This window comes from Streptomyces sp. NBC_01166 (genome assembly GCF_045039765.1).
Classification (GTDB): domain Bacteria; phylum Actinomycetota; class Actinomycetes; order Streptomycetales; family Streptomycetaceae; genus Streptomyces.
Window position 1 is genome coordinate 77955 of record NZ_CP108614.1, and the last position, 22471, is coordinate 100425.

The following is a 22471-nucleotide window of genomic DNA, read 5'->3' on the forward strand; positions in this document are numbered from 1 at the left end:
GGCAGAAGCTCAGTCGACGACCCCGCGGGGATCACTTCACCGACGGCCGGGTCAAGTTCTCGTAGTGGGTGCACAGAGCGATGACCGACATCGCGGCCCTGCGGGCAAGGCGGTGCAGGTCGCCGGTGGACGAGCGGGCGCTGAGGCGCCGCCGGCCTTCCTCCACACCGATGAGCGCGGCCATCGCTGTCCGGTCCCCGGCGGGCGCACGGGTGGCGAGCTGCTTGACCTCGGCAAGCTGCTTGACCTCGGGGACCAGGACCTCCGTGTACGCGCGCATCGCGGCGATCGTCCCCTTCAGATCCCTGCTGGCCGGGCTCTCGACGTCACACGCCTGCTCCGCCGCGCTCCGCATCGACTGGATGTCGAGGGGCACGCTCTGCACCACCGCCCGGCCCGCCGCTCGCTGGTCTGCACCGTTGCGCTCCTGGCCGTAACGCATCAGCGCCTGAACCTCGGTGGGAGAGCACAGCGCGCCGGGGCCCTCCATCGGCACCGACCAGTACGAACGGGCGTCATCCAGGCCCTCGATGCCAGGCCGCGGCACCCCCAGGTAGGAGCCGGAGCCCAGACAAACGGTGTCCGGGACGTGCCACCACCGGCCGGTGGACGCCGGGACCAGCGCGTAGTAGCGCGCCGCGTACCCGTCCGCGATGATCGCGCCGCCCCGGGAAAGGGCGGTCGCCAGGTAGGCGTCGACGTGGGCGGGCTCCTCAGCGCCGGCTGCTGCGCGGACGATGTCGCCCGGGAGCCGGATCGCGGCGAACAGACTGCCGCACCGCAGCAAGGTGAGGCGCTGCCCGTCCCACTCCTTACGTGCGATGGCCCGGTCATCTGCCGCGCACAGAAGCCACGTCGCGACCGCCGCGTGCGTCGTCTCGCGGGTGTGAACCTGCACTCGGGGCCGGGTGTGCTCGGCACTTTCGTTCTCTCTCATTGCCCCGCCTCCTCGGCCGGGCAGTGGATACGCTCAGGCACGGCGACTCCTCACCAGTCGTCACCCCCGGGCTGGCGGACTGCACCGCCCCCCGGGGCCTAGGCGTAAGAGAGTGATATTCCATCGGAACGTCTGCGTCCCGGCGCGGGGTATCCCCATGATGGGTAGACGCCCTGGACGCCAGGCGCGCACACTCGCGTCAGCAGGAAGAGCGCCGCATGACCTACACGCCACCCACGGCTCTACCTCGAGACCTCCTCGACAACGACGAGGTGCAACGTGCCTTGGCCGTCCACGACTTCGGGGCAGTTTTCCGGATCGCGCGGGAGCGGGCGGGGATCAGCTACTCCAAGATCGCCGCTGAGTGCGACATCAAGCCCGAGCGAGTGGGGACACTCGCACGAGGCCGAGGCCGGATCACCACATTCGACAAAATTGTGCAGATCGCTGACGCACTGCGCCTTCCGGGGGCACTGGTCGGTCTCGCTCCCCGCCCGTGGGAGGTGAACGGCACTCCTGCTGAAACGTCCCGCGCAGAGAACGGACCACAGCACGTGCGCCGCCGAACCATCCTCCAAGCAGCCACCACCACCGGCCTCGCCGCCGCCCTCCCGGCCCTCCACCGGCCCGACGCACCGCAGCGCATCACTGAGGCGTACGTCGTGCGACTCCGGGAACGGACCGCCCGCCTCCGGCGCCTGGACGACGTCCTCGGCGGCGGCGACACCTACCGGGTCTACCTCGGCGAGGTCCAGCACACGAAGGGGCTCCTACGGCAGCAGTCCTTCACCGATGGGGCCCGCCGCCAACTCACCGCGCTCCTCGCTGAGCAGGCTCAGCAGGCCGGCTGGGCGGCCTTCGACAGCGGCCGGACACGCGACGCCGTCGCCCTCTACGAGGAGAGCCGCACCGCTGCACAGGACGCGCAGGACCCTGACCTCTACGGCAACAGCCTCGCGTTCCTCGCCTACGAAAGCCTCGCGGACGACCGGCGCACCGCTGTGTCGTTCGCCGGCGACTCTTGCGCGACCATCACCGAGCGGACACCATCCACCGTCCGCGCCCTCCTCTATGAACGCCTGGCCTGGGCCTGTGCCGTGGACGGCCAAGCCACCAGCACGGAGAAGGCCTTGGTCGCCGCCCGCCGCGCTCTTGACGAAGCGCAGGACGGGGAGCCGCAACCGGACTGGGCCGCCTGGGTCGACCACACTGAACTCGACATCATGACCGGCCGCTGCTGGACCGAACTCCGGCGCCCTCTGCGCGCCGTGCCCATCCTCACCCACGCTCTCGACCAGTTCGCTGACGCCCACGCCCGCGACAAGGCCCTCTACCTCTCATGGCTCGCCGACGCCTACCTCACCGCCGGGGAGATCGAGCAGGCGGCCAAGACCACGGGCCGAGCCCTCCAGCTCGCGAGCAGCATCGCGTCCGTCCGGCCCCGGCAGCGCCTCGCGCCCCTGCTCGACCGCCTACGCCCCTACGCGGACACCACCGAAGTGCGTGCCCTCCTGGACCCCGCCGACAGTTAGGCCTTCTCGACCGAGTCCTTGATCCACTTCAAGCACCGGTCGGAGCCCATGACGATCGGCACGGCACAGACCTCCGGACTGTCCCAGGGGTGGTGCTCCAGGAGATACGCCTCCAGGGCGGGATACCGGGCCGTCGTCGTCTTCAAGAGGACCTGCCATTCCTCGCCGGTGCCGTTCTCGCCCAGGTGCCAGAAGACACTGACCACCGGTCCGACGACCTGGGCCCCGGCAGCAAGTCGCCGTTCGACGGCCGGGCCGGCCAGGGCGACGGCTTGCTCACGCGTTTCCGTGGCCGTGGATACCTGCACGTAGTCAGTCATGCCGGGGAGCCTAGCTAGGTGAGTGGGCAGCTCAACAGGGTGCCATCACCGGGTGGGGGCAGGCACCGCATCCCAGGCAAATCACCCACCCGCCGATCGTCCGGTTCACGTCGAGGACGACCGCGCTGACCGTGACGATGAACAGGGCGTCCTGTCCGCAGTCCTGGCACCGCAGGTCGTGCGTGGCGGTAGCGAGGGGGCGATGTCCACCACAGGGTCGGGCCGGTCGTCTCGTGCAGCCATTGGAGACCTCACTAGGTGCGGGGGCGTCGTTGTTCTCGGCGGCATGCTGGTCTGCCGCTGCGAGCTCAGTGGCTTCGAGGCGCCAGGCGACGAGCTCCTCACCTGGGCCGTGGCCTCGGCAGTGCGAACACCAGCCGTGGACGCGGTGAGCGGAGATGCTGTGCCCCAGCGGGGCGGAGGTGTCAGCCACGGGGGTTCCTTCTCGGCGGGAGCGGGGCGTCAGGGGCCTCGCAGTACGCGACGGAGCCGGCCGTCGAGACGCCGTCCGGGCTCATGAGGACGAGGTCGGCGGTGATCCGGGTGTACGCCGTGCAGGAGTCGCACCTCGCGCAGCGATCCGGGGTGCAGGACGAGGGTGATCGGAACGAGAGGTGACTTCACCGCGCCAACAGCGCAACCCCAGGGCGCCGGCACATCCGTGACTCGCGTTCAACCGCCTTGACCTCCCTACAGCTGGTCCCCCCTGCTGGGTGGTTCCGGAGGATGCATCCCGCCACCGTCCTTGATGTCCGCTTCGCAGGTGCGTCGGTTATGGGACTGGTCATTAGGGATCAACAGCACTGCGTCAACCTGCTCAGGGTGCTCGACGGCGAGCCAGCGCCCGAAGGCCTGGGACGAGGAAACCGTCTGACACCCCAACGCCACACGCCCCTTGTCGACTGCACAGGCGTCCACCGCGGGGTCCGAATATTCATCGGCGCCGTCGAAGCGAAAGCGGACGTGGACCTGGTCACCTTCGGAGGGCACCTGCGGGTGGGGCTCAAGCCTCCAGTCAACGACCGCCGCGGTGACGCCGAGAGGCTGCCCACCCGTGTCCACGACCTGCACCCTGACACCGGCCTCACCGCGCTCCGCCATCGTGTCGGTGCAGACCCAGGAAGAACAGCCGGACAGGGCGAGAACCACCAGAACCAGTGGGACAAAGGCGAATGCCCGTGCGGGGAACACTGAGATGACCTCCGGTCGGGGTGGGCGGGGAAGTCTAACCCCAGGGCCTGCAGCTGCAGGTGATGGTGGCGAGCGCCTGCGGCAGCGAAGCCGAAGCGCAGAGGAACCCCGTGAAGTGGGTGAATACCTGAAGCAACTGCGTGGGACCAAGAGCCTCGGGTGCACTGCCTGTCCGGCCAGCGCAGCACACGGTCTTTAGTCGTGCGGGGATTATCCGATACACCGGGGCGGGCCGCTCGACCGTGGCCCGGTGGTACGCGCTGCGCCACGAGCAGCCGCAGGAGCGCCGCCACCCGGAGCGGGGGGTCACGATCGACCGCGTCGACTACTACGGCCAGGCCGAGGTAGAGCGGTTCTGGGCCGCGCACCAGGAAGCCGTGGGAACCGCCCTGCTGGGCGTCTCCGGGCGCAAGAGCGGCGTGGAGTACGGAGAGCCCCGCGGAGGCCGTCCGGTGTCCGCGGAGCGCGCTCAGGCCGTCCAGGTCGCCCTCGCGGAGCTGCGCCGGGCCGGTGAGCACCAGCGGGGCCTGGCCGGGCGGCTGGCCCGTACGCACGGCGGGAACGAACGGACCTGGGCGCGGGCCGTCACCGACGCCCGGGCGATCCACGCATCCGAGCTCGGTGCGGACGACCAGGCGCAGCGGCCGGCCCCGCAGCCGGAGTAGGACCACCAGCACCGCCGCCTGGTCGTCGGTCCGGAGCCCCTACGCAAGGCCGGGAGAACTGGCCAGCGCAGCGCTGCCCGGTTCCCCGAGACCACGCCCGCAGCAGGGCAGGCCAGGCAGATGCGGGGAAGTCCGGGCACTCACCAGGCAAGAACCTGTGCCCACTCGCTCGTCCCGTCAGCCGCTGACCGGCTCCGGGTTTCGTAGATGGTGCCGACGTCCTCTCAGAACCTGAGATCGAGATCCGTTGCAGCGTTAGTGTCCTTGTCATGACAATCAGACTTCGCAGAGGGGCGGCTGCTGCCGTGGTCGCAGTGGTGGTTCTCCTGACCATGCCCGCCGCCGTTCACGCGTTACCCGGAGCCGCGCCTACCGAGACCGCGTCCGACAGGCTCGAGCTGCCCCGCCCGACAGGCCCGTACCCCGTCGGCGCGGAGGTCCTGCACCTCACCGACCACGACCGGAGCGACCCCTGGGCCTCGACTGCGACGGCACGGGAACTCATGGTGTCGCTCCGCTACCCCGCCCGTGGCGGCAGTGGCGGCGGGCCCGCCGCCTACATGAGCACCGAAGAGGCGCGGCTGATGCTTGCCGGGCGCGGTCTGGGGGACGATGCGCCGGCCGAGGTCAGTTCCGCCGTCACCCATGCCGGCGCGGGTGCCACCGCCAGCCAGGGGCGGTTCCCCCTGGTGCTGCTTTCCCCCGGGCTCGGCAACCATCGGGCTACCTTGACCTCCCTCGCCGAGGACCTGGCAAGCCGCGGCTATGTCGTGGCGAGTGTGGATCACGCCTATGAGTCGACCGGGACCGTGTTTCCTGGCGGCCGGATGCTGACCTGCCGGGTGTGCGAGCTGCTCATGCCCCTGCCCGTCGAGGAGGGGCAGAAGCTGCTGAAAGCTGTGTCCACGGGGCGGGCCGACGATCTCTCCTTCGTGCTGGACCGGCTGACTGGTCACCGTCCCGCCTGGCACAACTCCCGGATGATCGACCCCCGGCGCGTCGCTGTGGTCGGCCATTCGATGGGTGGTAACGCGGCGGCTTCCGCGATGCTCGGTGACCGCCGGTTCGACGCCGGGATCAACATGGACGGCCTCTTCTACGACCGGATCCCCGCCGCGGGGATCGACGGTCGGCCGTTCCTCCTGCTCGGCAACCCTGTGGACCATCACCCCGGTGGGCCGGACTCCTCATGGGATGAGGGGTGGCAGGGACTGGACGGCTGGAAGCGCTGGCTGACCCTGACGGGGTCGTACCATTCGACCTTCACGGACGTCCCCGTCCTCGGCGAACACCTCGGTCTGCCGACCAACCCCGGGGCCACTCTTTCCGTGGAACGCTCGATACGGATCACCCGTGATTACGTCGCTGCGTTCATTGACCTGCACCTGAAGAACCGGCCTCAGCCACTCCTAGACGGCCAGACACCGGACAACCCCGAGGTCGTCTTCAACTCCCCCTGACAGTGGCGCGCTGAGCGCTCCAGCCTGGCGCGGGTCGGGGCACACGTCGTGAAGACTGAAGGTTGAGTGACAAGATCAGCGATGCTCCCGCCCGCCGGGGCGCGCAGCCGCCCGACTTCCCCGTCGCCGCGATCGGCGACCCGGCGCTGCCAGAGGCAAGGGCGGACGAGATGGACTCCCCAGCGTCAACCGGGAGCTGTCCATCGCACGCAAGGCCATTGTCTGGTGGCAGCGCCAGGGCTGGATCGAAGGCGACCTGACCATCGGCATCGAGCGGCGGCCTGCATCGGACGACTACACCGAGACCCAGCGAGGTCGTCCGGTGTCCGCGGAGCGGGCCTAGGCCCTCGAGCGCACCCTCGCGGAGCCGCGCCGGGCCGGTGGTGGGCACCAGCGGGGCCTGGCCGGACGGCTGGCCCGTACGCACGGCGGGAACGAGCGGACTTGGGCGTGGGCCGTCACGGACGCCCGGGCGAAGTACGCCGCTGAGCTCGGTGCGGACGATGAGGCGCAGTGGCCGGCGTCGCAGCCGGAGTAGGACCGACCAGCGCCGCCGCCTGGTCGCCGGTCTCGTTGCCGGTCCGGAGCCCCTGCGACGGGCCGGGAGAACGAGGCAGCGCAGCGCCGCCCGGTTCCCCGAGACCACGCCCGCCACCAGCCCACCACCCACCCCCACCCAGCAGGACAGGCCGGGTAGAAGAGGGGAAGTCCGAGCACTCACCGCCGGAAAACCGGGGGTTGACCTGCGGTTGCGTGAGGAGAGGGCGGAGTCATGCGCGCCCGATAGTGCAGGGGATAGCGGAGCCGATAGCGCAGGGGAAAGTGTGGAGCGGATAGTGCAGGGGATAGTGCGCCCCGCCCGGTGCCCGGTCGCTGCAGCGCCCACCGGGCCGTCGCAGCCCTCCCCCATGAAGCCAGCGCAGCATGCCGGCCGCGCATGGCCCTCGCTGCGTCCCCTGCGGCCGACGGCCCCTTCACCGGCCAGCGCGCTGCGCAGCCGACCGCGCCGCGCCGCCCTGCATGCGGCGGCCTCGAGGAGCAGCGAGGGGCCGCGGCTCGGCTGTCGCCGCGGATTCCGTGTGCAGAAATACACCCAGCCCAAGGCCGCGATCGTAGGCAACGTCCCGGCGCTGCTGGTGTCCGGAACCACCAGGCCGGAAGGGGTGCGAGGCGAGGGCCTGCAACCGCGAGCTACTCGCGGTTCCGACTTCAGCAGTGGCCAGGTCGTGCGTACACCGTGACTACTGAACCGTCGGCTGTGCGCACGCTGCACGCCTTGAAGTAGTCCGCGAGCGTGTCCCGTTTCACGCGGGCCATGGCGTCGTCCTCCACCGCGACGCCGGGCGGTGAGGCTACGGCGACGATCCGGTAGCGCGTGAGCATCCGGGCGCGCAATTTGTCGGGCGGCACCTCTGTGCCGTACAGGCTGTGCGAAGTGGCTGGGCCATGCGCCCGCGCGAGATCCACCCCCGCGGCGGGCCTGGAATCGGCGAGTTCCCAGGCTCTGCGCTTCACGGACAGGTAGACCACGCCGTCGCCGGGGCGGGGGGTCTCGTGCAGGGTTGCGGCGAGAGCGGTCATGTCGTCCGAGCGGCTTGCGGGAGTACGCAGGTCAAGGGTGGTCGGCACCAGTGCCGCGCAGGCGACAACGGCCGCGACGACCGTGCCCGCGCGGATCCCGTGCCTGAGCCGCAGTAGTTGGTCGAACGCGGCACCGACGAGTAGCGCGAGGCCCGCGGCGCCATAGACCACGTACCGGTCCAGGTACAGCGGCTTGGCCAGGGACAGCAGCATCAGGAGCCCGGTCGGTGTGACGAACAGACAGAGACCGAGGAGGACCAGCCGACCCTCGCGCGACGTGCGGGGCCGCCGGCCCGACCCGGCGATCCATGCTGCGGCCAGAGCCACACCGGCTACGAGGGCAAAGTTGGCGTATTCGCCGGGCTCCGTGGCATCCAGCCAACCCACCTGGGTGGACTGCCGCACGCTCACCAGCACAAGCGGGGTGAGCCCCACGAGGACACACACGGCCGCCTTCACGAAGGTCCGGCGCGTTGCGGGCGGCACCACCACGGCATGCGCGGCCAACGCGAGCACTGCGAATTCGTGCAGCAGGCAGGCCACGAGTAGCAGCCCCGTGTACGCCACCCACATGCCTCGCCGATCGCGCTCGACCGCTCGCACCAGGGTGTATGTCGCCCAGACGACGAGGGCGGACACCAGCGCGTACGAGCGGCCCTCCTGTGCATACTGCTGCACTCCGGGCAGCACGGCGAACACGATGCCCGCGCACAGCCCGGCACGCGGGCCGGCCAGGTGAAGGCCGAGCATCGCGACACCGGCTGCGGCCGCCGCCATCGCGAGCACCGAGGGCAGCCGCAGCACGACCACGTCCGTGCCGAAGGCGTCGAACAGGCTGTGCATCAGCAGGTAGTAGAGGCCGTGCACAGCATCGATGCGTCCTAATGTCTGCCATAGATCGGGCAGATCGCGACTCGCGAGCCCGATCGTCACGGCCTCGTCGTGCCACACGGCATCACCGCGTCGGAGCCCCCACAGGCCGAGCACGAGCGTGAGCAGCACTGGCACGACGACAACGCGCCGCCGACCGAGCGCCGCTCGCACGCGAGGATCGGGCGCGGTGCGAAATGGTGCGGGAAGCCTGAGGGCCTGGACGGTGGCAATGGCTGACTCCGGCATGGCTCGACGGGCGGGGTAGGTGGAGTCCAGCCGCCGAGGAATTGATGCGCAGCTCCCATTCGGGGGGCCAATCAATTCCCGGCAGGTCGCCGAACAGCAGGAACGCCTGCCGATAGGGTCGTGGGGCTGATGGGGGCGCGGCCGTGGCATGCGGGGCGCGCATGGCGTGACGGGGGGAATTACCGATGGGGCGCCGTGAGAAGCCGCTCGACCCGGCTGCAGGCGCTGCCCCACGGCTCGCATACGAGCTGCGCAGCTTGCGCGGGGAAGCCGGAGTACCCACGTATCGGGCGATGGCTGAGCGGGTCGGATTCTCGGCCCCGACGCTGTCCGCCGCCGCGTCCGGTGAACGGGTGCCGACTCTTCCCGTGCTTCTCGCCTATGTGCGTGCCTGCGGTGGCGACGAGGCGGACTGGGAGCGGCGTTGGCGCGAGGCCACTGCGGACGCTGCCAAGGAAGCAGAGGCCGTAGAGGAGGTGGCGACGTCCCCCTACAAGGGCCTGGCCCGGTTCGAGCCCGACGACCGAGACATCTACTTCGGGCGCGGTGAACTCGTTGCAGAACTCGCCGCTTCCGTTGCCCGCCACCGCATCGTCGCTCTGGTGGGCGGCTCTGGCAGCGGCAAGTCGTCCCTGCTACGCGCGGGGCTCGTCCCAGCCCTGCGCAACGATGAGGATCCGCGGCGTAGACCCGCCGTCGTCCGTGTCATCACCCCGTCGGATCGCCCCGATCCCTCCCTGCTTGTACCGGTCGCTACTCAAAAGGGTGACACGATCGTCCTGATCGACCAGTTCGAGGAGTTGTTCACGCTCTGCCACGACAACTCCGCCCGCGTCCGGTTCGTCGACGCGATGCTCTCAGCCCGCGCTCCCGAGAGCCGACTGCGTGTTGTCATCTCCGTGCGCGCCGACTTCTACGGCCGGTGCGCCGAGCACGGTCCGCTCGCCGACGCCTTACGATCTGCCACGCTCCTCGTCGGCCCGATGACGTCCGCCCAGCTCAGAGAGGCCATCATCGGTCCGGCACAGCGCGACCGTCTCATCGTGGAGAGGGCGTTGACCGCCCGCATCGTTGCCGACGTCGAAAGGCAGCCGGGTGGTCTGCCGCTGATGGCACACGCCCTCCTCGAGGTCTGGCGCCGACGCCGCGGCAAAATTCTCACCGAGCAGGCGTACGACGCGATCGGTGGGGTGCGCGGCGCCATCGCCCACACCGCCGAGGCGGTGTATGCGAGCTTCACCGACGAGCAGGCTGTGGTCGCCCGCCGACTGCTGCTGCGTATGGTTTCCCCGGGTGACGGCACACAGGACACCCGCCGGCCCGTGGACCGCGCCGAATTTCCATCAGCATTCGCTGAGTCGGCCGTCCTGGAGGAGCTGGTGCGGGCCCGATTGCTCACCGTCGACGGCGCCACGGTCGACCTCGCCCACGAAGCCCTGCTCACTGCCTGGCCACGGCTGCGCGGCTGGATCGAGGGCGACCGAGAACGGCTGCGCCTGCACCGGGCGCTTACGGAGGCCGCCCGTGCGTGGGAGGCGCTGGACCGGGACCCTGGGGCGCTGTATCGGGGCGTACGACTCTCGGCGGCTCGTGAGGCGTTCGGTGATCGGGATGACGAGGCTTGGGGGGATGCGGGCGCTTCCCATGAGCTGACGGCCTTGGAAGGCGACTTTCACCTCGCGAGCCTGGCGGCCCACGAGCAGGCGCTACGAATACGCACACGTGACGCCCGCCGACGCCGCGCCCTGGTCTCAGCTCTGGCCCTGCTGCTCTGCCTGGCAGTGGTCGCGGGCGCTGCGGCCTGGCAGCAGAGCCGCATCAGCGACGGCCGTCGGGACGAGGCCGAGGCCCGCCGCATCGCGGGTGTCGCGACAGCCCTGCGCGGATCGGACCCCCGCCTGGCCATGCAATTGAGTGTGGCCTCTTGGCGGATTGCTGACGTGCCGGAAACCCGCGAGGCGGTGCGGGGTGCCGCCGCTCAGCGCGAGCAGTCATCGTTCACGCCGCGCGACGGTACGGGCGACATGCAGTCGCAGGGCCGGCTCAGCTCGGACGGCCGGATCCTGACAAAGATCGGCAGGGACAGTGTGTACCAGTGGGATGCGCGCACCGGCCGGTCGCTCGGCTCGGTCAAGATCCCGGGCGACGCCTTCGCATCAGTCCTCGCAGTCAGCGGCGACGCCGAGCGGGTCGCGTACCTCGACAACCAGGACACAGTCGTTGTGCGGAACCTGCGCGACGGACAGCGGACGCAGCGAATTGGTGATCTCCAGGGGGGCCATCCAGAAGCCGAGTTCGGCCCCGATGGGCGGCTGCTCATCACCGAGGACAAGGACAAGAAGGAGACCCGAACCAGAGTGCAGGTGTGGGACATGGAGACGGGCCGGGTCGTGTTCACGGCGGGAGCACGCCAGGGTGACGGCCCGATCGCCCAGCTGAGCCCGGACGGGAAGCTCTTGGCCGCCTGCGCATACGAGGGCGCCCGACTGTCTGTCTGGGACATCAAGTCGAAGCGCCGGCTGCCCACGCCGTGGACCCGCGAGGCGGATCGCGAACTGTGCGACAAGGGCGCCCGATTCATGTTCTTGCCCGACAGCCGCGCCATCACCGTCGCTGTCGAAGGCGGAGTCCGTACCTGGGATTTAAGGAACGGTCGCGAGCGTCCTGTGATCAAGACAGGCGGCCAGGACAGGCCGGAGGTTTCGTTCAGCACCGACGGGGCGTACGCCGTCACCCTCCAAGGCGGCATCGCCCTGTGGCGCACCGCGCGCCCGAACCACCCACTGACGACCTACACACCGGAAGCGTCCTACGCCATCGAGCCACGGATCAATCCGGCAGACGGAGTGCTGCGCTTCGTCGTGGGCGGAACGAACACCGTGAAGACGCTCGACGTTCGCGCCGTACTGGAGACCATCAGAGGGGGGCAGCAAGAGCAGCCCTACCAACAGGCCGACTTCGGCCCGGACGGACACACGGCCGTGACGACACAGCGACACGGCCAGGACTGGGAGTTCCAGCTGCACGAACGAGGCGGCAGGACGATCACCCTTCCGGGCCGGGCACACGGGGACACAGCACCCCACGTCGCCTTCTCGCCGGATGGCCGCACCGTTGCATACGGAGACTCCGAAGTCCGCCTGTGGAACGTGGATCTCCGGCGCGAGACCGCGCGCATCAAGGTGCCGGAACTGATTCAGACCATCGCCGTGGGAGCGGACGGCGCGTCCCTGTTTTTCGCTACCTCCCGACCGATCGGCGGGCAGAACGACGCCCCGAGCGTCGTCGAGGTGTGGCGGGCCTCAGCGCAGGCCAGACACCGTCTCCTCCGCAAGCAGACGGAGACGTTCTCCGTGTTCCTGACACCGGATGCGACCGCTCTGCTCACGTCGAACGGCGATCGATACGATCTGGACACCGGCCGCAAATCCACCGGCCTGTACGGCGAGGACACGTTGCAGTCTGCGTGGTTCAGCCGGGACGGAAACGACCTGGCGGTCAGCACCCCTGAGGGCCGGATCACGTTCTGGGACCGCCTCGGCCAACACCGGATCGCAGTTCTCGCACCGTCGGACCACGCCGGGCGACATGAGTCGCCGGCCGTTGCCTTCTCGGCCGACGGCGCGTTTGTTGCGGTCGGAACCCAGGACAATTCTGTACGCGTCTGGGAAACGTCCTCGCCCGGCACTTCGGGCACGCTCATCCAGATCGACGAGGGCCGACTTCTCGGGCTCGGATTCGCTGACAACAGCGAGACCCTGCGGATCGCGACCTCGAACGGTGTGCACCGGGAGATCGGCGTGCTCAACCCGAAACGGGCCGCGCGGCGGGTGTGCGAAAGGGTTGGGGGCGGACTCGGTACGGAGCAATGGGACGTCTATCTTCCGAAGGTCCCCTACCGGGAGACCTGCTAGGCCGAAACGATCGCGCCTGCAGAGCCGATTCACAGATGTTACGGGCCGCCACTGACACCCGAACCGCATACGCAGCCCGCGACCGCGAGGCGCAGCAGCCGTAGAACCGGCCTCCCACCGCCCGGCCACTGACCCGATGTCTCGTGTCGGGCGGCAGAAGAGGGCCAGCGCAGCGCGCCACCACCTTCCCCCAGGCCACGTCCGCCCACCAGCCACCACCGCCCACCCATAGCCAGACAGCCAGGTAGAAGAGGGGAAGTCTGAGCACTCATCACGGGAAAACCGGTGGTTGAGCTGCGGTTATGCAGCGTTCCGCTCCGGTGAGGTGTCGGGCATTGTGTCGGCCTTTCCGTCGGGCATTGTGTCGGCATGCGGGTCGGTCATGGTGTCGGGATTGTTGTCGGACCCCACGCCGGCTGCGCATGGTCCTCGCTGCGCCCCTGCGGCCGGGGAACTCTCACCGGCCAGCGCGGCGCAGCCGAGCGCGCCGCGCTGCATGCTGGGCCCCGAGGACCAGGAGGGGCCGCAGCTCGGCAGCCGCCGCGGTTCTCGTGTGGCAGGGTGTCGGGGCCCGGAACGGGAGGCTGGTGTCTGGCACCGGCGACGGAACCCCGTCCTCCTGGACGTGGCCCTCGCGGTCGCGCTGGGCGGGGACTGCCTCGCGGATGTCGGGACGCTGCGGGCCGAGCCCGGCGTGTTCGGGCCAGTGGCCTCCGACCCGACGGTCTCCCGGCTCGTCGACGCCCTCGCCGCAGCTGGACCGAAGGCCCTGTCCGCGATAAGGGCCGCTCGGGCCGAAGCGCGTGAGCGCGTCTGGAAGCTGGCCGGCACTGCGGCGCCGGATGCCGCAGGGCAGGTGATCGTGGACCTGGACGGGGTCCTCCCTGCTAGGACCTGTCTGATTAATTGATCTTGTGATGGGTCGCGGAGAGCTGACGGATGCGGCGTGGGAGCGGATATCGGCGCTGTTGCCAGGTGTTGACGGGCGGGGTCGTCCGTGGCGGGTGGTCACAGGCGCGTGGTGAAGCGGCCGTCGGGGAGTTTCCGCAGCAAGCCGGGATCGACAAGTCTGACTAGCTTGACGAGTAGCGGTTCCAGCTTGGCCCGCACGCTGACGTTCACCCCCCCCCACCGCCTCACCGACTTCGCGGGCCATGACTGGTCCTGCGGCCTGCCGCACAACAGTAGGAATGCGCTGGTAGGCAGGCGGCCCGATAGGGCGCGCGCGCGTGGGAGCGTTTTCGGGCGCGTTGAAGGGTGGAGTGTGGCGATGGCGTGTGGCATCTCCCCCAGGCCTTTACACGTGCGGGTACAACCGTGATGTGGGTCACGCCTGTTAACTCCGGATGAGGAAGTACCTCCCGAGTTGGGGGCGTTGCTGGCTGATCATCAGCGCGCGTAGGAAAGGGGGCGGCGCGACACATACCAGCAATGTCCTGCCGTCCGGGTTGAGGGCGGTGGGGCCAGAAGGGACATGTCTTGTTCGGCACGTCGAGAACCAGACGGAAAGCCGCTCTCGCGGTGGGCACGGCGGCACTGATGCTGTTAAGTGCTGGCGGAGTGGCGGGCGCGGCTCCGGCCGTAAAGCCCGATCCCAATGCGGCACCGCCGAAGGTGCACGGTCCGGAGAAGACCATGTCCGCTGCGGCGGCGGGCGCGCGCCCGGCGTCGGGTAAGACGCCCAAGGCTGCGCCGTTGTCGAGGAACGCGGCGCCTGGCGGGTTCCAGCGGGTGAACTCGCAAAAGGTGCAGCTTACGAACACGGTGACCGACCCCGATGGGGATCAGGCCAACCTGACGTTCGAGGTGTGGACCGCGGACGCGGCCGGGAAGCCGGTCACCAAGGTCAAGCTGAACGACTCCACCTATGGCGTCATCGTCTCCCCCTATGTGGCTTCGGGGGGTACGGCGAAGGTTGACGTTCCGGCGGGCAAGCTGGCGCTGAACACGAACTATGTGTTCCGCACCAACGCCTACGATGGTTCGCTGTATGAGACGCTGTGGTCTCCGTGGGCGAAGTTCCGGGTGGAGCTGCCGGTGGATCTCACCCTGCCGACGCCGAACTACGCGAGCCCCAACCCGAACCACTTCGACGCGCAGCAGCCGCACTACTACCAGACCAAGCCCCTGGGCCAGGCCGGTACGCCGCTGTCGGCGCGGTCGACGTCGACGGCGAAGGATGCGGTGGAGCAGTGCAGCGAGCCGGACGCGGACGGCCGTCAGGTGTGCTTCGGCAAGTCGACCCCGGCCCCCAAGGGCAAGGCGCCCCACGCGTCCGAGAAGGCGGGTGCGGCGGCGGCGACTGCGGGTGTGGAGTGGTGCAACACCAACTTCGAATCCATCCTCGCGACCCGGTTCATCCAGTGTGATGTGCGCACGGTGCCGGTCATCATCCGCATGGACGGTGTGCCGCAGGCTGTGGCGAATTTCATGTTCCTGCGGATGCTGGAACTTGACGGACAGAACACGTTCACCGAGCACCTGACGATCGAGCCCGCCCAGCAGATCCCGCCCGCGTTCCGCGAGATCAACTTCGTGGGCTGGGACCATCTGTGCGAAACCTCGTGTACGCCGCAGGAGCAGCCGGTGACGGCGTGGGAGGGCAAGCCGTGGTGGGTGCCGGGTGAGATGCACTCGGCGACGCTGACGACGCCGTTCAGCTGGGATACGTCGCTGGCCGGTACGGACTACCGGTTCAAGCCTGACATTCAGATCGACGCGAACATTCTCCCCGCCGACGGGAAGATCCGCCCGTTCCAGACCGGCTACCAGTGGTCGCTTGACTACGACGGCGGCACCGAGGATCTCGACCGTATCCGCTGCGACACCCCCGCAGGAGACGCCCCGGCGGGGTCGGTTCCGGGCTGTGTGTTCGTCAACGTCGCGCCCACGTACACGTTCAACGCGAAGGCGTTCCCGCAGGCCGCCGCTCACGCGTGGCTGATTCAGAAGGCCACGGCCAAGCACCCGGGTTCGATGGTTGATCTGAAGCCGCTGTATTACATGGGTGATGAGGCGCAGAACAACCGTTCCCGTACGCGGATCTGCCCCACGGGGTGGGCCGCGAACAACGGCGACCCCTCCGCCCTGGTGGATGCGGGCGACACGTTGAACTGTGACGAGTTCGCGTTCGCGTCCTCGTACAACAGCGGCGGCATGGCGTCCACCGAGGGCGGCATCAACCCGGCGATCCCGCCGGGGAAGACCACCCCCAGCGGGGATGCTTGCATTTCGATGTACGCGAAGAAGCACGGCAGCATGATCCACCTGTTCTCGCAGAACGGGGCTGACCCCACGTTCAACGAGGTGTGCGGCCGGGCGGCGATCTCGGGCATGCACAACCAGGAATCCATGGGCGGCCACTTCGCGAACTTCATGAAGCAGATGCGCATCAAGGACAAGGATGCGTACTGGCTGGATACGCGCATGGATGACGGCGGCACCTGCCGTTACGGTGTCGGCGGCGGTCAGCCCGTGATCTGCGAACTCGTCGCGCAGTAACACCCCAGCGCCAACACGCTTCGGCCCCCACCCTGACCGGCAGGGTGGGGGCCGAAGCCGTTGTGCAGGCGTGCGGCTCAAGGAGTGAGGAGGTGGACGGCGGGGAGATTCCCGGCCTGTGCGGCATCCTGGTCGATGCTCAGCCCCGTGTACGCGCCCAGCGCGGTGAACACCAGGGTGGGCAGGCGCGCGCCGTGCTGTTCGTAGTAGGCGGTCACCTCGTCGGCGGTGGCGTCGGGGATGGAGGGGAAGACGGCACCGGCGGCGGTGAGCGCCGCGTCCAACGCCGACTCGTGGCCGGTGGTGGTGCCGAACTCTGCGCGCCGTATCACCTCGTCGCCTTCGACGTGCAGGATCGCGGCGGGCGGGCTGTACAGGTTCCGGCTGGCGCACAGGATCTCTTCACCCGGGCCGGGCCTCATCGAGGGGACACGGCGGAAGCCGGTTGCCCAGGTCGCGGCGTGGTCGTTCTCCAGCACGTACGTCCACTCACCCTCGCTGCCGTACATCGCGTAGGCGTAGCGGGTGGGGTCGTGGCCGGGCGGGGTGGGCTGGCTACGCAGTTCGGCCAGCGGGGTGCGGGCGGCGAGCTGATCGAGGTCGGCCCCAAGGTTGATTAGGAACTCGTCAGAGTCGATGCCTCGGGCGAGGGTGAGGGAGATGCCGCCGCGCATTCCGGGGACGGGCGTGGCGGTGAGGGCGTGGGCGCCTATCCAGGTGAGGCCGTTGGTCATGAAGGGGGGTCCGTTCGCTGGTGGGGTGGGGTCGAGCTTAGCCTCGCGCTTTCATGAAGCGGGCATTCCGACGGGTAGTCAGGTATGCGAACACCTGATGGCGTTGCCGGTCTGGCCCGCCGCGACACGCGAGCGCGCCCGCTCGTACATCGCGGGCGGCCGTCGCCTCGGAGCGGAGTTGGCGGAGCAGTTCATCGCCGAACTCCGGGCGGCCCCCGCGGGGCCGGCCGCTCCTCAGCCCAGCACTACGGAGCGCTGGCCTCCAGCAGGGGCGGTCGTCCAAGGTGGGGCGATGAGCGCACTGCGACCCGGTGACATCACCGACGAGATGATCCAAGCGATGGACACGGCCAAACGGCAGGGACTGCAGAAAGACCTCCGTGCCCTCGCCGCGAACATCCGCGCCGACGCCGAAGGCCGGTACGACAGCGCGGAGCCCGGGTGGCGGGCCGGAGTCGAATGGACGCTGCTGTAGATCGAGCACACCGCCGGCCAGCTGACCGAAGGCAGGCCGGACGCCGTCCGCGGGCGTCAGGGCGTGTCACCGGAGTAGTAGAAGCGGCAGCTGATGCCGGGGCCGGATGTGCGTGGTTCGCCGGGCTGCGGCCGGCTTGTGTCACTCTCCCGAGTGAGCGACCAGGACGTCCCGCCGTCCGCTCCCGGCGCGGACCACGTCTGAGAAAGCCGGTGAAGGTCCGCGCGGACAAGGCGTACTACTCTGCAGAGCACCTCCGCTGGCTCCGAAGCCGGAACCTCATCGCACGGATCGCCCGCCCCGGTATCGAGTCCGGCGAGCGGCTCGGCCGACACCGCTGGAAGATCGAGCGATCGATTTCCTGGCTCTTCGGCTACCGCCGCCTCACCGTCCGGTACGAACGAAAAGGCAGCCACTTCCTTGCTTTCCTCGGCCTGGCGGCAGGCCGCCAGCATTCCACTGTCGGCGCTGTAGCGCGAGGCTGTGCAGACCGCCGCGACAATGGCGGGCTCGTGCTGCTGCTGCGCAAGTTGCACGACCTCGACCACCCGACACGACCACGCGCCTCGGGCATCGTCGATTCTCGGCCGTCGTGCAGAGCTGGCCTATAGACCAGCAGGCATCACTGGTAATCACGCTCGCGAACGCGGGCCTACAACAGGACGCCGATCGACTCTCCCGCCAGGCTGCAGCACATCCGAAGTTCAAGGGTCTTCTGAAGAACCAGCAGACCAGACACGAACAGAAGGTGCTCTCCCTTACGTTCTGGAGGAACGTCTCGCGTGGCAAGGGATGATGAGCAGAGCACTCCACTCCTGTCCCGCAGCCCCGGGAGTGGGCCTCGGTCATCCCGACCGGAGGCCGGCTACCGCGCCGCAGCGCGGTTGAGGGCTGCACGCACTTGTGTCGTCCGGGGAGCATCGCGACCAAGGTAGGCGTCCAGGATCGAGTACAGGTTCGCCAGGGATTCAAGGGCGGCTGGGTGGCCTGCCATTTCTGGGGGTTGTAGCAGTAGGCGGTGAATATCGAGCGCAGCGCCGCTAAGGCAGCAACCTCCGCCATCACGGCGCGCGAACCCTGGAGGCGTTCACCAGCGACACGGTAACCCGGTCGAACCCTTGCTGCTCGACGTGCAATGCGAAGGAGAGTGCCTTAATGGCCCTGAAGGTATTCAACGATGAGCCTCTGTATTTGGAGACCCAAAATGAATTGAATGAGTATCTCGACAAGATCTTTGTCGAAGACCGGCACCTTAATGCCGAAAAGGTTGCAACCTTTCAGGTAGTAGATATCTCCGCCGGAAAAACGGATACGCCAGACAATGTATTGGCAATCGGAATCGACTACCTTTCAGGGTACGGAGGAATCCTCTGGTACTGTGACGGTGCAATCTTCGACAGAGTTGCCGAAACCTTGGGCGAGGACGTCGCGGACAATGTCTGGGTGTCCCGCAACCCCAATCCCCTGGAAAATGACCCACAGGTTGTGTGTGACCCGTGGTGCCCAAGCTATTTCGACCGAGTCAGCGCGTTGCCTCTCGATGAAGTTCGCTCCGTGGTGGAGGGATTCTTTCACGAGGGAACGGGCTATAGGCCCACGCAGATTGACTGGGTGAAAGGGTACTTCACCGGTGAGCTGCAAATAGAAGACGGGCAATCGCAAGGCAGTTAGCAGTCCGTCGAGATGAATTCTTGTGGGGCGGGGAGTGGGATCCCCTCGCCTCGCCCCATAGGAATCAGATGAAGACTTTGGTTACGCAGACTGTACTTCCAGGTTCTCGGTGTTCTCTGGGAGCTTCGTCGGCCATCCCACGGCAATATGGCCTCCTGCGCGAGCCAGAGATATCTCGTATTGCCTCAGGCAAACCCGCAGTCAGGTCTGAGACACGGAACCGGCTTCGTCAGCCCGAAACGTCGGGACAGATGCGCAGTCTGGGTAGACTATGATGGCGCCACCGTCACCATTAACAACAACGCAAGGGTGTGCAGACGATCGAGCACATCCTACCTGTCGAGTGGAGCTTACCCCGTATTAACCTGGGGGTAAGAAAACTCTGTGGGGAGCGAGCCTTAATGACGCTAAAGGTGTTGAGTGAAGCACCAGTGTATCTGGAGACCCAAAGCGCAGTAGGCGAATATCTCAACGCCTTATTCGCTGACGGTCATCGCATTAAGCCCTCGGTAGACTTGGCTTTTCAAGTCATCTGGGACGTAGCGGCCGACAAGAACTACGCGACACCGCCAGACAACGTGCTTTCGATCGGAATCAATTTTTCGTCAGGGTACGGAGGACTTCTATGGTATTCCGATGGAATGCTTTCCCATCAAATATCCGCAGAGGTGGGTCATGACATCGCGAACCACGCATGGGTGTCTCTGAACCCGACCCCTCCGCACTCTGACCCCAGAGTCCTCTCTGATCCTTCGTGCCCTACGTTCTTCGACCGACTCAGCGCGGTGCCTTTGTCTAGTATTCGCCCAGTGGTGGAAGAATACTTTCGCGAAGGAACAGGTTTCCGGCCTACGCAAGTTCAATGGACGAAGGGGCATTACACCGGGGAGCTCTACGTAGAAGAGGATTAGGCACAGGGGCCCAACAGAGTTTTGACGACTACGGCCTGGCCGCACCGACCACTCGGGGCAGCCAGGCCGTAGTCGCTCACGGTTGCTGGACCGTCCCGAGGCGGTGGAGTGGGGGCAGGTCGGGCGCACACGTACGCGGCGGCGTAGACGCCCCCCTGACGGCCCGGCAACCGCGCTGCTGCGTTCTATGGGGCGACTTCGTACTCCACGACGGTGTCCGAGCAGTCGCCGACCAGCTCTCCAGCGCGGCCTGTCCCTTCGTGTCGACGGTGAGCTTCCAGCGAAGCTTGGTTGCAACCCAGTCGGCACTGCTCAACCGCCTGGACCTCCCTACAGCTGGTCCCCCCTGCTGGGTGGTTCCGGAGGATGCATCCCGCCACCGTCCTTGATGTCCGCTTCGCAGGTGCGTCGGTTATGGGACTGGTCATTGGGGATCAACAGCACTGCGTCAACCTGCTCAGGGTGCTCGACGGCGAGCCAGCGCCCGAAGGCCTGGGACGAGGAAACCGTCTGACACCCCAACGTCACGCGCCCCTTGTCGACTGCAGAGGCGTCCACCGCGGGGTCCGAATATTCATCGGCGCCGTCGAAGCGAAAGCGGACGTGGACCTGGTCACCTTCGGAGGGCACCTGCGGGTGGGGCTCAAGGCTCCAGTCAACGACCGCCGCGGTGACGCCGAGAGGCTGCCCACCCGTGTCCACGACCTGCACCCTGTCACCGGCCTCACCGCGCTCTGCCGTCGTGTCGGTGAAGACCCAGGAAGAACAGCCGGACAGGGCGAGAACCACCAGAACCAGCGGGGCAAAGGCGAATGCCCGTGCGGGGAACACTGAGATGACCTCCGGTCGACGTGGGGCGGGGCAGTCTATTGCGGGGCCTGCAGCTGCGGGCGATGGCGGTGGGCGCCTGCGGTGGCGGAGCCGAGACGCAGAGGAGCCCTGTGAAGCGGGCGGGTGCTTGAAGCAACTGCACTGGACCAGGAGCCCCTGGGTGCACTGCCTGTCCGGGCCAGCGCAACGCCAGCTCTCGGCGGCATCGACCAGCACGTCACCGGCCAGCGTGGCCTCTGTGGTGCAACCTTCAGCGGGTCGCGCGGGTCTCACAGGCGAATCAGCACCATGGAGGCACGCATGCCCGAGTCGCTCCCGTCCCAGCCCGACCCCGAGGAAGCACCCAGCGTTCCAGCGTTCACTCCCCCGATCCCGTGGCTCGCGGCCGGCATGGACGAGGAGGAGGCGGAGCTCACGATGGGAGTCGGCCTCCTCGTGCGCGAGGCGGCGCTCCTGGAGTACACGCTCCACGGCCTTCTGGTGCACCTTGCGGGCGCGCCCCGGGCCTACGCCTACGAGGCCGGGGGAACGGGCTCGTTCTTCGCCAAGCGGTGCATCGAGAGCCTGAAGGCCATGAACGAAGACCGCGTTCCTTCCGCCTCGCGTGAGGCGCTGCTCGAGGTCCTTGAGCGGTGCAAGGAGCAGTTCGAGAGTCGGCATCGCTTCGTGCACGGTCATCTGGAGCTCGACCACGAGTCCCAGCAGTGGCTCACGCTCAAGGGCCGTAGAGGAAAGGGCGCTCGCCATGCGGAAGTCAGGTTCACCACCAGCTCCGAACCCTGGGAGCTGGCCGCAGGGTTTCACTGGCTCCAGGAGAAGGTGCTGTGGTGGGACATCAAGCTCTTCGGCGAGCCGGGAGACCCGGACGAGGGAGAACCCGCATACGTGTCCATGAAGAGGAAACGAGCGGGCAGCAAGTCCCGGCCTGCCACGAAACCGTTGTAGCGGGACCCGAGACGCCGACAACCCCCCGGCGTCCGCGGAGCGCGCGGGGCGCTTGCCGTGGGACGGACGCCGCCCGGCATATGGCGCATTACCTGGGGAACAGCGGAACGGACATGGAGCTGCCCGTCGACAAGATGATGTCCGACGTGCCCGACTTCCGCACGCACATCGAGGAACGCATCGAGCACCATCAGGACGAATGGCGCGAACAGGCTCTCGCGGAGTTCCGGCGCAACGGAGGACAGCCCGTCTCGATGCCGGTGGAGACCAGTAACCGTGACTTCAGTTTCGGCAAGGATGTCGACGAGAACTGGTTCTATGCGGTCGGCTCCACCCGATCGAACGTGACCGGAGTGGTCACCGTCGTCCCCGATGCGCAGGGCCGGCCGCAGGTCGGCCTCGACTACCAGGCCAATGCATGGGACCGCTACAACTGGGACGAGGACAAGGGGGTGACCATCGATGCCCCCGGAGGCAGCGCCCTGAGCATTCCGGACGGTCGGATGGCTCGCCTGCACACCACAGGCATCGCCCAGGAGTTCGACATGGCGGGCAGCAGCTCCGTCAAGCACTACGATCTGGGCGGATCCGCCCCGAACCAGCAACCCCTGCCCGCGCCGGACGAGCCCGGGCGCGAGGGCGACCGCACGGATCCAGGCCGTGAGCAGCAGGAAGCACGATAGA

At 67.9% G+C, this 22471-nt stretch carries 17 protein-coding genes and 1 pseudogene; 12 read left to right on the top strand and 6 right to left on the bottom strand.

The window, feature by feature from the left end; genetic code table 11:
- Positions 1-31 precede the first annotated feature (31 nt).
- Positions 32-937: a DUF6415 family natural product biosynthesis protein gene (locus OG379_RS39980; RefSeq protein ID WP_331735047.1), complete on the bottom strand. Its 906-nt coding sequence runs from the start codon at positions 935-937 to the stop codon at positions 32-34.
- Positions 938-1155: 218 nt separating this feature from the next.
- Here OG379_RS39980 and OG379_RS39985 point away from each other — a divergent pair, with 218 nt between their 5' ends.
- Positions 1156-2469 (top strand): helix-turn-helix transcriptional regulator, encoded by a 1314-nt coding sequence (locus tag OG379_RS39985; RefSeq protein ID WP_331735049.1) that lies wholly within the window; start codon positions 1156-1158, stop codon positions 2467-2469.
- On the opposite strand, the gene cutA is transcribed toward OG379_RS39985, so the two are convergent.
- Together cutA and OG379_RS39995 are read right to left on the bottom strand one after the other, a co-directional pair.
- Entirely contained in the window at positions 2466-2789 is a 324-nt protein-coding gene (cutA, locus tag OG379_RS39990; protein ID WP_331735052.1) for a divalent-cation tolerance protein CutA, read from the bottom strand. The two genes, OG379_RS39985 and cutA, sit on opposite strands and share 4 nt — an antisense overlap.
- Positions 2790-3479: 690 nt before the next feature.
- Positions 3480-3938, bottom strand: a complete 459-nt coding sequence (locus OG379_RS39995) for a hypothetical protein (protein ID WP_331735055.1) — start codon at positions 3936-3938, stop codon at positions 3480-3482.
- A 284-nt stretch (positions 3939-4222) separates the two neighbouring features.
- On the opposite strand from OG379_RS39995, the gene OG379_RS40000 reads away from it, so the two are divergent.
- Complete coding sequence (locus OG379_RS40000) at positions 4223-4645, top strand: hypothetical protein (RefSeq protein ID WP_331735058.1); 423 nt, start codon at positions 4223-4225, stop codon at positions 4643-4645.
- 269 nt (positions 4646-4914) lie between these two features.
- Positions 4915-6105 carry an alpha/beta hydrolase gene (locus OG379_RS40005; RefSeq protein WP_331735061.1) on the top strand — a complete coding sequence of 397 codons (1191 nt, stop codon included), beginning with the start codon at positions 4915-4917 and terminating at the stop codon, positions 6103-6105.
- A gap of 1209 nt (positions 6106-7314) precedes the next feature.
- Here OG379_RS40005 and OG379_RS40010 read toward each other — a convergent pair.
- The gene (locus OG379_RS40010; RefSeq protein WP_331735064.1) at positions 7315-8805 is read right to left on the bottom strand and encodes a glycosyltransferase family 39 protein; all 1491 of its coding nucleotides are present in this window, start codon (positions 8803-8805) and stop codon (positions 7315-7317) included.
- A gap of 293 nt (positions 8806-9098) precedes the next feature.
- On the opposite strand from OG379_RS40010, the gene OG379_RS40015 reads away from it, so the two are divergent.
- From OG379_RS40015 to OG379_RS40025, 3 genes and pseudogenes are all read left to right on the top strand, one after another.
- Positions 9099-12719, top strand: coding sequence for a hypothetical protein (locus OG379_RS40015; RefSeq protein WP_405668922.1), 3621 nt, complete (start codon positions 9099-9101; stop codon positions 12717-12719).
- Positions 12720-13332: 613 nt separating this feature from the next.
- A pseudogene (locus tag OG379_RS40020) lies at positions 13333-13602 on the top strand (IS1380 family transposase); the annotation flags it as partial.
- Positions 13603-14198: 596 nt separating this feature from the next.
- The gene (locus tag OG379_RS40025; protein ID WP_331735070.1) at positions 14199-16220 is read left to right on the top strand and encodes a hypothetical protein; all 2022 of its coding nucleotides are present in this window, start codon (positions 14199-14201) and stop codon (positions 16218-16220) included.
- Between the two features lie 77 nt (positions 16221-16297).
- On the opposite strand, the gene OG379_RS40030 is transcribed toward OG379_RS40025, so the two are convergent.
- Positions 16298-16954, bottom strand: coding sequence for a hypothetical protein (locus tag OG379_RS40030; RefSeq protein WP_331735073.1), 657 nt, complete (start codon positions 16952-16954; stop codon positions 16298-16300).
- A gap of 292 nt (positions 16955-17246) precedes the next feature.
- Here OG379_RS40030 and OG379_RS40035 point away from each other — a divergent pair, with 292 nt between their 5' ends.
- The 4 genes from OG379_RS40035 (at position 17247) to OG379_RS40050 (ending at position 20011) form a co-directional block, all read left to right on the top strand.
- On the top strand, positions 17247-17429 hold the full coding sequence (locus tag OG379_RS40035) for a hypothetical protein (RefSeq protein ID WP_405668924.1): 183 nt from the start codon (positions 17247-17249) through the stop codon (positions 17427-17429).
- A 212-nt stretch (positions 17430-17641) separates the two neighbouring features.
- On the top strand, positions 17642-18040 hold the full coding sequence (locus OG379_RS40040; RefSeq protein WP_405668926.1) for a transposase: 399 nt from the start codon (positions 17642-17644) through the stop codon (positions 18038-18040).
- Between the two features lie 544 nt (positions 18041-18584).
- On the top strand, positions 18585-19100 hold the full coding sequence (locus OG379_RS40045) for an Imm1 family immunity protein (protein ID WP_331735081.1): 516 nt from the start codon (positions 18585-18587) through the stop codon (positions 19098-19100).
- A 401-nt stretch (positions 19101-19501) separates the two neighbouring features.
- Positions 19502-20011, top strand: a complete 510-nt coding sequence (locus tag OG379_RS40050; protein WP_405668827.1) for an Imm1 family immunity protein — start codon at positions 19502-19504, stop codon at positions 20009-20011.
- A gap of 330 nt (positions 20012-20341) precedes the next feature.
- On the opposite strand, the gene OG379_RS40055 is transcribed toward OG379_RS40050, so the two are convergent.
- A complete protein-coding gene (locus tag OG379_RS40055) occupies positions 20342-20842 on the bottom strand; it encodes a hypothetical protein (protein ID WP_331735083.1) in 501 nt (166 codons plus the stop codon).
- Between the two features lie 300 nt (positions 20843-21142).
- Between OG379_RS40055 and OG379_RS40060 the strand changes: the two genes are divergently transcribed.
- Positions 21143-21787, top strand: coding sequence for a hypothetical protein (locus tag OG379_RS40060; RefSeq protein WP_331735086.1), 645 nt, complete (start codon positions 21143-21145; stop codon positions 21785-21787).
- 113 nt (positions 21788-21900) lie between these two features.
- Positions 21901-22470 carry a hypothetical protein gene (locus OG379_RS40065; RefSeq protein WP_405668929.1) on the top strand — a complete coding sequence of 190 codons (570 nt, stop codon included), beginning with the start codon at positions 21901-21903 and terminating at the stop codon, positions 22468-22470.
- Position 22471: the final 1 nt, after the last annotated feature.

What these genes read in the sequence shown, in the direction of transcription:
- OG379_RS40050 (WP_405668827.1), top strand. Translation starts at nt 19,502, where the DNA reads ATGACGCTAAAGGTGTTGAGTGAAGCACCAGTGTATCTGGAGACCCAA.
- cutA (WP_331735052.1), bottom strand. Translation starts at nt 2,789, where the DNA reads ATGACTGACTACGTGCAGGTATCCACGGCCACGGAAACGCGTGAGCAA.
- OG379_RS39985 (WP_331735049.1), top strand. Translation starts at nt 1,156, where the DNA reads ATGACCTACACGCCACCCACGGCTCTACCTCGAGACCTCCTCGACAAC.
- OG379_RS40005 (WP_331735061.1), top strand. Translation starts at nt 4,915, where the DNA reads ATGACAATCAGACTTCGCAGAGGGGCGGCTGCTGCCGTGGTCGCAGTG.
- OG379_RS40045 (WP_331735081.1), top strand. Translation starts at nt 18,585, where the DNA reads ATGGCCCTGAAGGTATTCAACGATGAGCCTCTGTATTTGGAGACCCAA.
- OG379_RS40015 (WP_405668922.1), top strand. Translation starts at nt 9,099, where the DNA reads ATGGCTGAGCGGGTCGGATTCTCGGCCCCGACGCTGTCCGCCGCCGCG.
- OG379_RS40030 (WP_331735073.1), bottom strand. Translation starts at nt 16,954, where the DNA reads ATGACCAACGGCCTCACCTGGATAGGCGCCCACGCCCTCACCGCCACG.
- OG379_RS40010 (WP_331735064.1), bottom strand. Translation starts at nt 8,805, where the DNA reads ATGCCGGAGTCAGCCATTGCCACCGTCCAGGCCCTCAGGCTTCCCGCA.
- OG379_RS40035 (WP_405668924.1), top strand. Translation starts at nt 17,247, where the DNA reads ATGAGCGCACTGCGACCCGGTGACATCACCGACGAGATGATCCAAGCG.
- OG379_RS39980 (WP_331735047.1), bottom strand. Translation starts at nt 937, where the DNA reads ATGAGAGAGAACGAAAGTGCCGAGCACACCCGGCCCCGAGTGCAGGTT.
- OG379_RS40065 (WP_405668929.1), top strand. Translation starts at nt 21,901, where the DNA reads ATGGAGCTGCCCGTCGACAAGATGATGTCCGACGTGCCCGACTTCCGC.
- OG379_RS40060 (WP_331735086.1), top strand. Translation starts at nt 21,143, where the DNA reads ATGCCCGAGTCGCTCCCGTCCCAGCCCGACCCCGAGGAAGCACCCAGC.